General features: G+C 60.2%; 15 protein-coding genes and 1 tRNA gene. 6 read left to right on the top strand and 10 right to left on the bottom strand.

The annotated features are described in order from the left end of the window. The first annotated feature begins 16 nt into the window (after positions 1–16). Positions 17–184 (top strand): hypothetical protein, encoded by a 168-nt coding sequence (locus SALLO_RS18540; protein ID WP_022836820.1) that lies wholly within the window; start codon positions 17–19, stop codon positions 182–184. A 115-nt stretch (positions 185–299) separates the two neighbouring features. Here the strand turns inward: SALLO_RS18540 and SALLO_RS0113430 are convergent, their stop codons facing one another. The 4 genes from SALLO_RS0113430 to SALLO_RS0113415 form a co-directional block, all read right to left on the bottom strand. Then, the gene (locus SALLO_RS0113430) at positions 300–1,064 is read right to left on the bottom strand and encodes a sulfite exporter TauE/SafE family protein (RefSeq protein ID WP_022836819.1); all 765 of its coding nucleotides are present in this window, start codon (positions 1,062–1,064) and stop codon (positions 300–302) included. Positions 1,065–1,189: 125 nt separating this feature from the next. After that, positions 1,190–2,641: an MBL fold metallo-hydrolase gene (locus SALLO_RS0113425; protein ID WP_022836818.1), complete on the bottom strand. Its 1,452-nt coding sequence runs from the start codon at positions 2,639–2,641 to the stop codon at positions 1,190–1,192. Between the two features lie 79 nt (positions 2,642–2,720). Further along, positions 2,721–3,203 (bottom strand): DUF6691 family protein, encoded by a 483-nt coding sequence (locus SALLO_RS0113420; RefSeq protein WP_022836817.1) that lies wholly within the window; start codon positions 3,201–3,203, stop codon positions 2,721–2,723. Between the two features lie 50 nt (positions 3,204–3,253). After that, on the bottom strand, positions 3,254–3,814 hold the full coding sequence (locus SALLO_RS0113415) for a YeeE/YedE family protein (RefSeq protein WP_022836816.1): 561 nt from the start codon (positions 3,812–3,814) through the stop codon (positions 3,254–3,256). A gap of 371 nt (positions 3,815–4,185) precedes the next feature. Here SALLO_RS0113415 and SALLO_RS0113410 point away from each other — a divergent pair, with 371 nt between their 5' ends. After that, a complete protein-coding gene (locus SALLO_RS0113410; RefSeq protein WP_022836815.1) occupies positions 4,186–4,770 on the top strand; it encodes a hypothetical protein in 585 nt (194 codons plus the stop codon). A 71-nt stretch (positions 4,771–4,841) separates the two neighbouring features. Here SALLO_RS0113410 and SALLO_RS18535 read toward each other — a convergent pair whose 3' ends face one another. Then, the gene (locus SALLO_RS18535; protein ID WP_169577937.1) at positions 4,842–7,928 is read right to left on the bottom strand and encodes a hypothetical protein; all 3,087 of its coding nucleotides are present in this window, start codon (positions 7,926–7,928) and stop codon (positions 4,842–4,844) included. 157 nt (positions 7,929–8,085) lie between these two features. Between SALLO_RS18535 and SALLO_RS18530 the strand changes: the two genes are divergently transcribed. Further along, positions 8,086–8,661: a BrnA antitoxin family protein gene (locus SALLO_RS18530; RefSeq protein WP_157621514.1), complete on the top strand. Its 576-nt coding sequence runs from the start codon at positions 8,086–8,088 to the stop codon at positions 8,659–8,661. A 44-nt stretch (positions 8,662–8,705) separates the two neighbouring features. Here SALLO_RS18530 and SALLO_RS18835 read toward each other — a convergent pair whose 3' ends face one another. The 3 genes from SALLO_RS18835 to SALLO_RS0113370 all read right to left on the bottom strand — a co-directional run bounded on the left by SALLO_RS18835 (position 8,706) and on the right by SALLO_RS0113370 (position 9,602). Further along, the gene (locus SALLO_RS18835; RefSeq protein ID WP_084696347.1) at positions 8,706–8,885 is read right to left on the bottom strand and encodes a CPXCG motif-containing cysteine-rich protein; all 180 of its coding nucleotides are present in this window, start codon (positions 8,883–8,885) and stop codon (positions 8,706–8,708) included. A gap of 122 nt (positions 8,886–9,007) precedes the next feature. Next, positions 9,008–9,205, bottom strand: a complete 198-nt coding sequence (locus tag SALLO_RS0113375) for a hypothetical protein (protein ID WP_022836810.1) — start codon at positions 9,203–9,205, stop codon at positions 9,008–9,010. Between the two features lie 193 nt (positions 9,206–9,398). Next, on the bottom strand, positions 9,399–9,602 hold the full coding sequence (locus SALLO_RS0113370) for a cold-shock protein (protein ID WP_022836809.1): 204 nt from the start codon (positions 9,600–9,602) through the stop codon (positions 9,399–9,401). Positions 9,603–9,918: 316 nt separating this feature from the next. Here SALLO_RS0113370 and SALLO_RS0113365 point away from each other — a divergent pair. Next, positions 9,919–9,992 (top strand) — tRNA-Asp (locus tag SALLO_RS0113365). A gap of 75 nt (positions 9,993–10,067) precedes the next feature. Here the strand turns inward: SALLO_RS0113365 and SALLO_RS0113360 are convergent. Further along, positions 10,068–10,349, bottom strand: a complete 282-nt coding sequence (locus SALLO_RS0113360; RefSeq protein ID WP_022836808.1) for a GNAT family N-acetyltransferase — start codon at positions 10,347–10,349, stop codon at positions 10,068–10,070. Between the two features lie 208 nt (positions 10,350–10,557). Here SALLO_RS0113360 and SALLO_RS0113355 point away from each other — a divergent pair, with 208 nt between their 5' ends. Beyond that, complete coding sequence (locus SALLO_RS0113355; RefSeq protein ID WP_022836807.1) at positions 10,558–13,173, top strand: AsmA family protein; 2,616 nt, start codon at positions 10,558–10,560, stop codon at positions 13,171–13,173. A gap of 61 nt (positions 13,174–13,234) precedes the next feature. On the opposite strand, the gene SALLO_RS0113350 is transcribed toward SALLO_RS0113355, so the two are convergent. Next, positions 13,235–14,566: an APC family permease gene (locus tag SALLO_RS0113350; RefSeq protein WP_022836806.1), complete on the bottom strand. Its 1,332-nt coding sequence runs from the start codon at positions 14,564–14,566 to the stop codon at positions 13,235–13,237. 214 nt (positions 14,567–14,780) lie between these two features. Here SALLO_RS0113350 and SALLO_RS17310 point away from each other — a divergent pair. Then, on the top strand, positions 14,781–15,032 hold a 252-nt coding region (locus SALLO_RS17310; RefSeq protein WP_157621512.1), incomplete at its 3' end, for a hypothetical protein.

Here is a 15,032-nt window from a genome sequence, read left to right as displayed (position 1 = left end):
AATCGCTACCGCTGTTATGGAAATCAAGGAGATGCAAAAACGCCGCCGCGAGCTCGAAGAAACCATCGGGCGCCTTCTCAAGGACTTTGAGGACGACACGGAGGTGCCGGTTGCGGGCGTATGGCTCGAAAGCGATCGCCACCCCACGAAGCCGATAAAGGTGCAGGTCGACATCGACCTGTAGGCCGCGCACCCCGTTGGTTAACGTCTGGTTGCAGACAGCCCCTGCCGCCCGTCAGCGCGTACTGCCGCACTGGCGGGTGGTGGGGGTGTGTATGAAGTGCTGCTTCGGGGCCATTCTAGACAAGTCCCGTAATGTTTTGCCAGAACACGAACACGCCCATCAGCACGAGAAACACGGCAAACCCGCGTTTCAGGCGGCGCTGGGGGACGTATTGCCCCGCCCGGCCGCCCACAAAACTTCCGGCGATGCCGATGGCACTGAAGACCAGCATCAGGTCCCAGTGCATCGTCAGCCCGCTAGCGGCCAGCACGTCCATGTACTTGACGAAGCCGCTCGCGCTCTTTAGCGCAATGATGACGAGGCTCGTGCCCACGGCCAGGTGCATCGGTAGTCCGCCAAGCAGGACGAGCGCGGGGACGATCAAAAAGCCGCCGCCCACGCCCACAATTCCGGTGAGCACGCCCACCACAAGGCCCTCTGCTACAATTTTCCAGGCGGCGTGGGGCGCGCTCTCTTCTTCCTGCACAGGGGGATCGCGAAACATCATGACGGCGGCGGCGAGCATCACCAACGCAAAGATGGCCAGCTGCAGCGCGCCGCTCATGAACTGCGAGAGGTAGGCGCCGCCGTACGCGCCGGCCATGCCCGGAATGCCAAAAAAGGCCACGCTCCGCCAGTCCACTTGCTTGCGGACCGCAAACGGAATCGCCCCCACCAGGCTAATGAGCGTGACAATGCCGAGCGATTCGGCAATGGCGAGCTTGGCCGTTTCGTTGGCCAGATATACCAGCACGGGCACCGCCAAAATTGACCCGCCCGAGCCCAGCAGTCCCAGAACAAGTCCGATCGCCAGGGCACCGATCCATGCAGTCCATCCCATAATCTTGTATCGTTATTTAGTAGTGTGAGATGTGTGCGGTGGAGGTCGTCCACCCGCCGCGTGGGTCCCCGCAGCTCCCAGATGACGCGCGCGGCGCCATCTGGGGGCACGTGGGGGGGCATGCGTTATGCGGTGGCGCGCTCGGCAACCTGCTCGTCGGGGTGCGCCTCCAGCCACTCGTCGAAGGTGCCGTCGACGTACGTTAGGTCGAAGCCTTCGCGGGTCAGCAGGCTCGATGCGGCGGCCGCGCGGGCTCCGCTTCCGCAATGCACCACCAGGTGCTCATCGCGCGGTAGCTCGTCGAGCAGGGTGGTAAGCCGCGTGTGCGGGGCCAGCTGGGCGTTGGGCACGTGGCCGTCGCGGTATTCTGCGAGCGAGCGCACATCCACCACGTGCGCCTCATCCGCCGCGCGCGCCTCGTCCAGGGCGTCGATGGTGATCCGGTCGATGGACGCCAGCGCACCGCCCGCTTCGGCATAGGCCGCGAGGGTCTCCGGCGCGATGATGCCCTGCACGCGGTCGAGCCCGATGCGCACGAGGTTCCGAACGGCCTCCTCGGCGTCTGCGGGGTCGATGACGAGGTAGATGTCCTCGTCGGGCGTGACGTACGAGCCCGCGATGGTGGGAAAGGACTTGCTCCAGGCCGCATACAGGCTCCCGGGCAGGTGCCCCGCCATGAACGCTTCGCGGTCGGCGCGCGCGTCGAGGACGACGGTGTCGTCGGCGTCAAGGGCGAGCGCCTCCACGTCTGCACCATCGAGGACGTCAGGCGTGGGCAGCGTCCCCAGCAGCGGCACGCCGTCGCGGTTTTGCTGCTTCATGCGCGCGAAGTAGACCGGCGGCTCGGGTTGATCCGCTAAGATGAACGACACGAAATCGTCTTCGCCCTGCTGTGCGGCGTCGATGGCCGGACTGAAGCGCCGCTCGTATCCCACGGTGGTTTCCGGGACGGCGCCCAGCGCCTTGCCGCACGCGCTGCCCGCGCCGTGGCCGGGCCACACCTGCAGGTAATCGTCCATGGCGAGGAAGCGCTGCGTCGACTTGTACAGTCGCTTCGCCGATGGCTTCATGACGCCCGCGTGTCCGGCGGCGGTTTCAAGCAGGTCGGGGCGGCCGAGGTCGCCCACGAATACGAAGTCGCCCGTGGCGATGCCCATGGGCCGATCGGCCGCGCCGCCGCGATCGGTGATGAGGTAGCTGAGGTGCTCGGGCGTGTGGCCGGGCGAGTGCACCGCCTCCACTTCTATATTCCCAATGGAGAATGTGTCGCCGTCATGCAAGAAGGTCACGTTGTAGCCCTCGGTCCAGCCGTACTTCCAGTCGGCATCGCCCTCGTCGGAGAGGTAGAGGGTGACATCGTCGAGGCGTTCGGCGAGCTCGCGGGCGCCGGAGAGAAAGTCGGCGTGAATGTGCGTTTCGGTGACGGCCGTGATGGTGAGCCCCTCGGCCGCGGCGGCCTCGATGTAGCGGTCGATGTCGCGTTCGGGATCGATGACGAGCGCCTCGCCGGTTTCCTGACAGCCTACGAGGTAGGCGTACTGGGCGAGCTTCTCGTCGAACATCTGTCGGAAAAACATAGCAGGTTGGGTTGGTTAGGGAGTGCAAGTGGGGCGGTGAGCCGAAAGGGCCCACGCGCCGCGTGATAAACGTGCGAGATTAGTAGTGCGGAAGGTAGGGGCGAAGCGCGGCGTATGCCCATGTGCCAGCCAGGGCGCTCAGGAGCGTGACAACCATCACCTCCACGCCGGCCCCGATGAGGGCGAAGATGGGTCCGGGACAGGCGCCGGTGAGGGCCCAGCCCAGGCCAAAGATGATGCCGCCCAGCCAGTAGCGCGTGTTTACGCGGCCCAGCTTCTTGGGATTGAGCGTGATGGGTTCGCCATCGCGCGTGCGCAGGTCGTAGCGGCGAATAAGCCACACGCTCAGCGCGGCCACCGCAACGGCCGATCCGATGATGCCATACATGTGAAAGCTGTCGAAGCGAAACATCTCCTGAATGCGAAACCAGGAAATGACCTCGCTCTTCGTGAACACGACGCCCATGTAGAGGCCCATGAGGAGGTACAGCAGAAGGCCCCGGTAGGGCGACGTGGCCTCGCGGGTCTCCGTCGATTGGTGTGCAGCGGTTTTCGTAGCCATAGTGCCTTATATGTAGGGTATAAAATCAGGGGAAGGCGTGTGCGCCAGATCTACAAAATGAGCGGCAGCAGCACGTGCGTGACGAAGAGGCCGCCGATGAAGAAGCCGACCACGGCAATCAGCGAAGCCGCCTCTAGCGCCGCGAGGCCGCTAATAGCGTGCCCCGAGGTGCAGCCCCCCGCGTAGCGCGCGCCGAACCCCACCAGGAAGCCGCCCACCACCACAGCCACGATGCCGGGGAGCGTGCCAAGCGCCGAGAAGCTGATAAGGTCACGCGGCACCAACCCGGTAAAGTCGGTGATGCCCAGCGCCCGCAAATCGGCCACGGTAGCCGCCGAGATGCCGATGAGGCCCGTGGGCCCGTTGAGGTACGTCACCGTCAGCCAGCCGCCGAGGGCCACGCCCACCACGAACGTCAGATTCCAGACGCCCGCCCGCTTCCAGTCGTAGTCCAAAAACTCGAGCCCGGCCGGTGCCGTCGCCGCGCACATGTGGCGGAGGTTGGCCGAAACGCCAAACGTTTTGCCGCCCAGCAGAAGGAGCGCCGGAACGATGAGGCCAATGAGGGGCCCCGCGACGTACCAGGGCCACGGTTGTGCAAGCCAATTCATAAGTCGCTACTGTTTTTATGTCGGTACTTGTAATTACAAGTATATTATCGCTCAGCTATATAGTGGGTTGCATGCGTTGTGTTAACAAATGGCGAAACCTGGGCGTGCCAAATTCGCGGGCTCACCCCCCACGGATTCAACACCTGCCGTTTGGGCGCAACGGAGCGGATGCATCGGGTAGGGTGCTGCTGTACGGCCATCAAGTCATGCACCCCAGCGTGGACCAGGCGATGCGGTAGGGCGCCATCCGGATGGTTGAAAGCGGCGCAAACCAAGAATACAGTCGAAAACGATTCGTCTATTGATCAATGTATGGACGAGGCTCGTATTGTTCTTGACCCGGTTCTGCCACTTACATCCTTGGCCTCCTTATGCGAAACAAGACCCACGTCTCCATTCTGATTGGTTTGCTGGTTTTGGCATTCTTTGGCGCGCCGCTTCATGCCCAACACCACGGGGGGCAGCACCCTGCAGAGGCTCAGCACTCCGGCGGGTCGGTGACGCCTCTGCACGCCCCAGGGAATGCAATCTTCGGTACCGTGCAGGAGGCCATCAGGGCGCTCGAAAACGATCCGACCACCGATTGGTCGGAAGTAGACGTAGACGCACTGCGCCGTCATCTGATCGATATGCATCACGTGGCCATGCACGTGGAGATCGTGCAGAAGCGTCCGATTGAAAGCGGGCTGGAAGTGCACGTTCGTCCAACACACGACGCAGCGCGCGCTGCTCTGAAGCGTGTCCTGAAGGCTCACCCGCACATGCTGAAACAAGAGACGGGATGGACGATGGACGTGCGCCGGGACGGAGGCGTGTTCGTGCTCCGGACGACCACCGACACACCATCGGACGTACCTAAGATCCGGGCGCTAGGCTACATGGGCCTGCTTGCGTACGGCGGCCATCACCAGCGGCACCACTGGCATATGGTGCGCGGTCAGCATCCGCACAACTGAATACCTGAATGCCAGAGTAGCCGGCCGGTGTAATTTTTAATCTTTTTTATAAAAGCAATATGGATAACTTCTTATGCGTAGACGCGGTCAACCAACTCGTCCCAAGTGTCTGATAGGTAAAAAGATATGAGTGAAGCAATTCGAACAGCAAGATTCTGATGTAAAATATTCCCATTACTATCTCGCCGAGAAAGAACTTCAACCAAGCCATATTTCTGGAAAAGGGAAGGCAGACCATGGTATCGTTCATCGAGAGCAATCATTGCCTCAATAGCACTTTCTAGGCTGTGGCATAGCAATAGTCCGGCGCGGTCGGCCGTAAGTTGCATCACGCGAGAAGTCGCTAACAAAGCTCTTTGGTCAGGAGAAAGGGTGCTTCGTTTACTATTATTTTTGTCCTCGATTGCAATATTTTTAATGTTTTTAATAGATTTTTTACTAGTTAATATATCCAGAACAGCCTTGGTTTCTTTCTTATTTGCTACAATTGATGTAAAAGCCGACAAGCCTTGGCTAGGATGGACATCACGTTGCGCTGCGAACTTGCTAATCCCCTGAATAGCTTTTCTCGTAGCTGAGTTCTTCGAAAGCTTCTGTATCTGAGGAAGCTTCGATAGCATTGGTACAAAGTCGAGCGCGAGCTCCACTCCGCCTTGGAGCTTATTCCAAATTCCCTGTCGTACGTCTCGACCTGTGATGCGTGCGTGGTCAAAAGCAATGTGTGCTGCTTCACTACCTATAACAAAGCGGAGCGGTTCTTCTTTTAGGAAGACACCGCTACTTGGGTCAAGGTGATCTCCACCTATCAATAAACTGGGTGGATCATCGCTGAGGCTGCGAATACCTGTAGAGTGCTTTCCTCGCGATACAAAGACCTCCAACCCGGGAATCCCGAGAACAAAGGTGGCATCTGCAAGGGCATCTGCGAGTGGGGTACCAGCGTCCGCGGTGATGCGCTCACACTGTGAGCGTATTGCACTTTGATCGGGCTCTTCTTGCTCGGCTAGCATCTCTTTCAGGCTATCCATGAATCCTCCGTCCTGGGTTGCTGGATGCCGAATCTTCTCCAACTCCTCCGTACGCAGTGTACCGCTAACGCTGCGTTCTACGTCAGCTTTTTTTGATTCTTCTCCCTCAAGAAATTGCAGCGCGTGCACAGTCTTTTCTTTCAGACGTGGCTCTGCATGGCACTTAAGCTCGCGGAGTCGATCTTTTCGGAGAGGCTGAAGCTCAGCAAGACGCTGTAGCGTTCGAGGAATCTTATAGTCTTCCTGAATTTCTTTCAGCATGTCGAGTATGGCAACATGCAAGAGCTGTCCTCCCTCGCCTTCTGATAAATCTTCCTCTGGCGCTGGAAGCAGGTCCTCGTGTGTTTCGTCCGGAAGATTATCCAGATGAGTTTCTAGAAGATCAATTGCTTCCTCTGTATGGCCTGCATCAATTAAGCGCAGGGCCCAGTCAAGATCGACAAGAATCGCTTCTTCATCCTCATCTGTTTGCTGAAGCGCGGTTTCGTGTTGCACTCGGTACAGCGGCAGTGCCCATGCGGGCCAGTTTTCAATTTCTTTCGACACTCCTTCCACGGGCCATGTAGCCTGTATGCCACTTGGTGGCAAGTGCCATTCACTGAGCATCTCCGTGAGCGACTGAGCTGTTTTGGTGTGCTGCGCATGCCGTTTCAAAGCATCAGCCAGGTGTTTCTGCTCGGGCGTGGATAGGTCAGTATCGCTGCTTTCGGCAATAACTTGGAGAACATACGAGGCGATCAGCTTCTGGCTGGAAGATCCATCGTCAAGAACGTGAGATGCAAGACGAAGAAGATGTTTCTTGTCTGATTCGGTATGTCCTCCCCCAGACTTCGTCCAACGAGGAGCATCCCTGAGGGTGCCAGACAAGGCTCCTGCGTTGTCCAGAGGCGTTTGCTTCATGACTGACGTAGTCCACAGAGCATGCATCACTGCAAACACACGCTCGGTACCGTCTACTTGAGATGCTGCCGCGAGGTCTTGGTACAAGACATCATTGCTTAGGGTGGTCCGGAAGCTAACGTCTCCAATTGTCACGGTATCTTTTCCTGTAACGTCTGTCACCTCCAAACGATGTGCGTCAAAGTGTTGAACGTGGGAATATCCGCTATCTGATACAGCTACTAAAGCCGAACGTTGGTCTGTTAAGAGATAGCGTCCCGAAACTTCCTCACCCGTAGATGGAATTGTTAAAGTAGAGGACGTTTCAAGCCACGCCAGTAGCATCTCGTCTATCTCCAGAGTTTTGTGAAGCCATCCGTGTTCAACGAGGCGATCGTCCTCCGCATAACGATAGGGAATGGGAAACGAAGATTCTTCGTCGCTCTGGCTGTGTGCTGCATGGTACAGCACCTGCACGGCTTTCTGTCTTTCGCTTGCATGCTCATCAGAAGTTGAGCTGCACGCTAAATGGTCTGCAAGAAATGATAAAAGAAATGCAGCAGATGAGAGATTTTCCTCAAAGAGCATTGCTTTTGCTGCTTCATGAAGCCGGTCTTCCGGATCGCGCGCGGTTTGTGCTGCCAACTCACGCAACGGTGCAGATCGTAGACGGTGGCCTTTGAATACCTTTGTATTATCGGCCTGAAAAACGTCTCGACCGAACCGACTCGTTTCGCACTGCAAAGGTTCTGGAATTTCCTCCACTTCCGATCCAACAATCAGAACGGTACGGTGACCACTTACTGCAACCCAGATGTCCGTCTGCCCGCGTGTACTTCCTGTCTTTTCTACAGCAGTCCATCCCTCTCCAACATAAGTCGCTCTGAGGAGTGCACGTTGGAGAGACGTTGGAAGGCTGTCGTGGAGTGATTCGAGAAGTGTAGAAAGTTGACTGCGGATTTCCGTCCGGCTCACCGGAAAATGCTCGGTCCCGGGTGGACCCTTTTGCTCAACTTCATTGAGCAACGTTTCCCAAGTTACCAGGTCCTCAAAGATGATGATTGCTCGTTCTGTGTCTTTTTTGAGGCCGTCAGCCCTGACGATAGATTTCACTGCATATCCAATGGAGGTAAGGCTTTCGGCAAGAGTAGTGACTGATTGCGGATTCGATAGGCCTAGAATAGCGTTCATATCTGGTGGTTGGACATCAGGTGAGAAAGGCAATAGTAAGGAAACCTCTCGTAGGCTCACTTAAGAATACTCCATGACACAAGAAATCGTTCTTGATGTTTTGAAGCAAGTGTAGAGAGGAGAAAGTGACCAATCTGGAGACGGCTCGGTCCCCAGTCGGTATTGCTTCTTTATCGGTTAGTATCCGATAACTGTCCCTTATCGGAAGTTAGGATCTATGCGCTACGATTTGCCGCAATGGGCCCGGAAAGTCGGTGCGGCGCCAGAGCTTCACCCAGCACGGGGGATGATGTGCGAGCTGCTCGCACCGCTGCCCAGAAAGACAATAGAGAAGCCGGATCGTCGTAAACGTGTCCTCTCTCGCGGCACGTCAGAGGTGTTGAGGCGTAGTTTCAAACGTCGATCGCGTCCCTCCGACTTCGCGGTCGTCGTTGGAGCCTTTCAGCACGACGAGCCAGGGAAGATGAAAGCGAAAGATACTACGACGGTCTCGGCCGACGAACTTGAAGCGATGGAACGCCGGACGGATTGGGAAGCACTTGCGCAGCAGACGGATGAAGATATTCATCAGGCGGTTGCCAATGCCCCCGATGCGTTCCTGCTGGACGACGACTGGTTCCGTAACGCAAGACTGGTTACGCCGTCTGCTAAAAAGAAGCGTATCACGATTCGGCTTGACGAAGACATCGTCCGCTACTTCAAGCAGGGCGGCCGGGGCTATCAGCGCCGCATAAATGATGTGCTCAAGGCGTTTGTTCTTTCAAAGCGTTTTGAGCACGAGGAGGAGACGTAAGGCTGATAGTGCCTAAAAAGTGGAGGTCTGGGCTATGGAAGCCCTCACTGCGCACGTTCTGCTGTAAACCGAACGAGTGCACCGCGGCGCGCTTCTACCTGCAGCCGAATCGGCCGGCAGCACACCTCGCAATCTTCAACGTACGTCTGCGATCGGACCGATGGATCGACGAGCATCGAGATGGGCTCCCAGCAGTAAGGGCACGTGAAGGTGTGCTCGATCAGATCCATAGCTCGTTGCATGTTGCAGACGATTTGCGCTGTGCTCCGTGCCGCAGGGCCGCGTGCTAGAGGTGAAAAGGAAGAGGGGCGGTACGTCGTTCCGGATGAGGCATGAGGCGACACGTTTAGTTCCAGACGGTTGATGCCATCTGCTTCCACAACAACGGTTTGGCGGTGAGGCGTTCCCCACGGCAGGCCTGTGCGTACTCGTTTGCCCCCGAGAGCGCGTCGAGCTGGCGGGCCTGAAGGGCCAGGCGCCGGACCTCGGCATCTAACGCCAGTGCGCGGAGCGTTTGCGGATTGATGGATACGCGGTGCGCCATAAGCTGTAACGGAGCATAGCATGGAAACCCGATGACACATTTCCAAGACACAACTGCAGGGCATGCGTAACGTATGTTGCGAAGCGCAGCGGCCTGTTACAAACGCAAAAAGCCCGTCCTTGTGGGGACAGGCTTTCTGCTAATTGGTTGCAGGCGCGAGGCCTGCACGGTAATCATCCGCGGGAACGGGGCGCTAGGCCGCCAGATCCACATTGATGGCGCTCAGGCCCTTCGGGGTCTCTTCGACCTCGAATTCGACCTGGTCGCCTTCCTTGAGGTCGGCGTCCCATCCGCGGACATTACTCTGATGAACAAATACGTCTTTCGTGCCGTTGCTTGGGGCGATGAATCCAAAGCCCTTCTCGGCGCTGAACCACTTCACGGTTCCGGTCTCCATAATGCTGTTGTGTCTTGCATTCTGATGAGTGATGGACGGGCGTGAGCCACGCGGCACAATCATCAGAAGTGAGTACTTGATGTAGTGTAGCCTACTACACCCGCGTCGCCGTCAATAGTTCGCACCCAAGCGGCGCAGGTCACGAAGAAACGGCGCGCGCTGTAGCAAGACCCAGTGAAGATGGATGCGGGCGGTCGTTGACGGTACGGCCGCGGCGCATTTCCACTGTTGCACTTAGTGTTCATAGAAGCCGATGGAACCGATGACCGGTTGATCCTTCCAACTTGACCCGGAGCAGATGATTATCCGGGGACACGGTCCGGTAGTTCAGTTGGTTAGAATGCTGCCCTGTCACGGCAGAGGTCGCGGGTTCGAGTCCCGTCCGGACCGCCTCCACCATCGTTGATGTTGCTTGAAACGCCCGTGGGCCGCGCGCCTCCGGGCGTTTGCTCTGCCTACCGACGCTCAAAGAAGCCCATCGTACGCCGGGTGTTCGCGTAAGTACTCGATGATGAAGGGACACGCCGGTGTGACCTTTAAATCATTCGCGCGCGCGTACGCGAGGGCCGCGTGAATCAGCGCGGCGTCGATGCCACGCCCGGTAAGTCCGTGTGGCACGTCGAGTTGCGACAGGACAATGCTGGAGGGGGCTTCAATGTAATGCAAGGTGGCTGTCGAGGACCCCAGCTGGGCCTCAAAGCGCGACGCGGCGGCGTCTTGTGTAATCTGAACCGATGCTGCAGCCATAGTTTTCTCGTTAGGTTGCGCCGCGCGAGATGCACGACGTGAAGCACGTTATACGCAGCAAGCGAACGCCGGTCTCCTGGAGAGGCGTGGGCTGTCCAAAAATTCCAATGCACCGGCCTTCAACGGTTGCAACGCGGGCATCAGAACCCTTCGGGCGGGCCGCGTTACCACCTGTTGTGCATCGCCTCTTCCTTAATGACGTGCTGTTATGACCGCCGACTCTGCTTCGTCGCCTCCTTCACGCACGCGCCGCCTGCTCCGTTGGGTGGGCGTGCCGGTAGCCGGCTTGGTGATCGTGCTCCTCGCGAGCGCCTGGCTGATTCCGCAGTTGGTGCCCTCCAGCACGTTGCGCAAAGCGGTTGAGCCGCCCCTCGAAGCAGCAGTGGGGCAGCCGGTACAGCTCGGTTCCATCGAGCTCCAGGTCTTGCCCTGGCCCGCGGTGCGCGCGGAAGACGTGCGCATTGCCAACCCGGAGGGCTTTGGTGCGGCGCCCATGATGCACCTGCAGGCGCTGCGGGTGGAGGTGGCGCTGTGGCCGCTGTTTTCGGGAACCATCCGGCCGACGTCGGTGGTGCTTGTCGCGCCGGTGGTGCGCTACATCGTGGCAGAGAGTGGACGTTCGAACATCGACGCGCTCACGGCGGCGTCCGATACCAGCGCGGCAGCGTCGGGCGGCGGTGGCGCGCCATCCCTTGTGGTGGAAGATTTCCGTATCGAAGATGCGGAGCTGCTGTATACCGACCGCGCCACCGGGCAATCGGCACGGCTTGCGTTTGGTGCGCAGCTGCAGGCGTCTACGGCCGGATCGGCGGTTGCCAGCACGGGCACGGTGCGCATCGCAGCGTTGCAGGCGGTGCTGCCCGAGACGTCCTCCGACACCCTCGCGCTGCGTCAGGCCCGCATTGCGTACGACGTGCGCGCGGCCCTCGACAGTGCGCGGATTGGCGTGCGCCGCCTCGACATCCAAACGCCGCCGCTTACGCTCTCCACCAAGGGCAGCCTGCGCCGGATCAATGCCGGACCGGTGGCGGACCTCTCGTTTGCTGTCACCCAGGCCGACCTCTCGCAGCTCGCGGCGCTGCTTCCGCCCAAGATGCTTCAGGACGTGCAGCCACGGGGCGCGCTCACGCTCGACGGCTCGCTCGTGGGTCCGCTCGATTCGCTCGACGTCCTACGCCTCCGCGCGGCCGGACAGTTGCGCGACATTGGCGTCGATTATCAGGAGACCGCGGTGCTGCGTGGTTTAACGGCCGACGTGGCGCTGTCGCTCGACACGATGGCCGTGCGCTCGATGCGCGGGCAACTCCTAAACGAACCGCTGCGGGGCACCCTCGCCGCGCATCACCTGCGTACCGACACGCCGCGCCTGCGGGCCGCGCTGTCGGGCGGGGCGAACCTGGCGGCGCTCGCGTCACTGAGCGAAACGTCTACAGACATCGCGGGCAATGCAACCTACGACCTCACGTTCGCCGGGCCGGCCACCGATCCCGGCAGCGGGCGCCTGACGGGCACCCTCGCGCTCAACCAAATCCGTTACCCTACCACCGCCCTCCGCCACCCCTTGGAGATTCCGGAGGGGACGGTTCGGTTTACCGGCACCGGCCTGCAATTTTCCGATCTGCCGCTGCGCTCCGGCGATCAGTCGATGACGCTTAGCGCCGAGGTGCGGCAGCTGCTGCCGATAGAAGCAGCGTTCGCCGAACGCAATCCGGCCCTGAATACGACATTTGCGCTGCGTTCGGAGCGGCTCGATCTTGTGGAGCTGCTGCCGGAGCCTAAGGAGAGCGATCCGCCGACGTATGCCGACCTGTTTACGGCGCAACTGGCCGGCGCCAAAATCAACGGGCGCGACCCCGCGGCCATCGCGCGGGAGCAGTACGGCGACGTGACGCTCCCCGAGATGACGGTGAACGGATCGGTGGCGCTTGGGGTGCTGCTGAACGAGCCGCAGCGCTTCGAAAACTTGTCGATGGACATTCGTGCAGGCAACCGCCGCATGGCCATCCGCAACCTGTCGGGCCAAACGTATGGCGGGCAGCTTGCGGGCGGCATGACGCTCGATCAGACCCCGGCGGCGACGCAGGCCGCGGCGCGGCTGACGGGAACGGCGCCGCTCGTGGCCGCTGCCTCGTCCGCGGGGGGCGCTGCGGCGGTATCGTTTGCTCCGGCCCCGGCTACGGCGCTTAGCTACGACATCCAACTGAAAGATGCGCAGGCCGGTGCGTTTTTGAAGGAGTGGACGCGCCTGGGCAGTATCGTAACCGGAACGCTCGACCTCAACATGACCGGCGGTTCGGGACTAGGGAGCGGCCTCCTGCCGAATCCTAATGCCCTGCGCGCCGACGGGCGCTCCATCGTTGTAAGTGGCGGGCTCGACCGCAACTTTGGCGTGGTGGGCGCGCTTACAGAGGCGTTGGGCTTTCAGGTGCCGTCGTTTACCGACTTCAAGCGGCTGGGCGGCTCGTTTACGATCCGGAACGGCGCCCTGCAGATTGACGACTGGGCGCTGCAAAACAATCGCATCCAGAGCAGCGTGTCGGGCGCAATGGGCTTGGGCGGGCAGCTGGACCTACGGTTTACGATGCAGGTGCCTACGTCCATGATTGAGGGCTCGAAGCTTGCGGGACTGGGCGGAAGCGGTCTGAGCGGCTTGCTGGGCCGGTTGTCGGGGAAAGATAAGACCGTGGAGGTGACGGTGCGCATGGGCGGTACGGTATCCAATCCGCAGCCCGCCGTCGATACCGACGCGTTCAAGCAGGCGCTGCAGGATCTCGCGCGCGACGCGGGTGGGCTCATTCGCGGCCTGTTCAACAACAACCGCTGAGCACGGCTTGCTGCGTGGGGCCTGTCACGGCGCGCGGCCGGGTCGAAAGCGAAAAGGCGTGCTATGCGTCGTCGGGGGTGATCCAGGATTCGGCGACGGCGGCTTCCTCCACGAGGTACGAGCGCTCGAAGTACAACAGCTCAACCGCGATGACAGCCGCTGCAATACCCAGCACAGCAAAGAAGGTGGCGCGCTCGGCCCGGTACAGGTGCCAGAACATGAGCACGAAGAAGGCAAAAGCGCCCACGGCCCCAATCAGCGGCCACGCCGGCTGGATGTCGCGCGCGGCGCGCTCACGAAATGCCAGCACGCACATGCTTCCAAACACCACGATGAACGCGAGCGACGCAAACGACGTGATGGCGTTGAGGCTGCCGTACAGCGTGAATGCCGCCGTGACGCCGCCGAGGAGAAGGACGGTGCGGCGCGGCAGGCCCTTCGTGCTTGATTGGCCCACGCGGTCGGGCAGCAAGTCGTTGGCAATCATAGACTTGGCAAAGTAGCCGGTGCTAAAGAGCGTGGCGTTGATGGCGCTGCCGGTAGAAAAGAGGGCCGCGATGGAGATAATCAGGATGCCGTAGGGAATAAAGGGATCAGCCGCCACCGCCAGCGCGCGCTCCGGGTGGTGTCGAATCACATCCATGGGGGCAAGGCTCACCGTGGTAATCGCCACAATGACGTAGAGCGCCACCGCCACCGGAATGGCAATGTACACCGCCGACCGGATCGTATCCACCGCGTCTCGGATGCTCTCCTGATCGTAGTACAAGAGCTGCCACCCTTGAAACGCGACAAACGAGATGGCCGCAGCCATGATCGGACCAAACGACACCACACGGTCCCATCCGGCCACCAGCGCGTCGTGCGTTGCGCCGTAGTAGAGGCCGCCCAGACCGAAGGCCGCTAAAATGGCCAGTTTAACGCCCACCAGTACGTTCTCGGCGGTGCCGGTTGATTGCGCGCCCAGCAGGTTGAGGCCCACAAACCCGGCAATGGCGCCCACCGAGACGAAAGGACGTGCTGGGAGGCCAAAGAAAACATCGGGGATGAAGTTGAGCCCCACCGCAAAGCTCCCAAATGCGTAGGCATACATGGCCATCGAGCCGACGTAGCCCACGAGGAGCGTCCAGCCGGTCATGCCCGCGAGGGTCGACGAGCCGGTGAACTGCTGCACGAAGGTCACCGAGCCGCCGCCCGCGTCGGTCCACCGATTCAAGCGATTGAAGGAGTACCCCGCACACAGGGCCACCCCGCCAGCCAGGACAAACGCGAACCACGTGGCGCCGTGCACAATCTGCGCGACCACGCCGAGGACGGCAAAGATGCCGCCGCCAATCATACCGCCTAGAGCCATTGACACGCACGAGAAGCGTCCGAGCTGTCCGTCTGCCATGGGGGAGATGCTATTTCGTTGCTGAAGAAGAACCGTAGCAAGGTGACAGAACCCGGCGACGAATGCAAGACGATGCTGTTACATTTTCTGAAGTTGCACGCGACGTGAAGCATAAATTCGTCTTGAACAAGGAGGGGCGTGGTGCGTTGGGCGTTCGTGTTGCCCGCGATATTGCGCGCAGCTGTCGTGTGTTGCCTCCATGATTGCCCCAAGCATGAACGAATCCCTTCCGTCCCCTTACCGGCGCGCGCTGCGTATGCTCGACACGCCCGATGCGAAAGCGCTGCTGGGTGCGCCGCCGCTTGAGGCGCTGCAAAACGGCGATGGCGCCGCCGCGCGCCGCAGCCTCGACGCCACCCGGCGGTGGACGCGTTATCAGCTGTGGGTGCTCATGGTTGGCGCGATGGCGCTGGGCGTGTGGGTGGGCCTCATGTACGACGCGGTATCGCTCCGCGGCTGGGAGGGC

The organism is Salisaeta longa DSM 21114 (assembly GCF_000419585.1).
In the GTDB taxonomy this organism is placed as follows: domain Bacteria; phylum Bacteroidota; class Rhodothermia; order Rhodothermales; family Salinibacteraceae; genus Salisaeta; species Salisaeta longa.
Note: the sequence above shows the minus strand (reverse complement) of the source record. Positions and strands in the feature narration are given on the sequence as shown.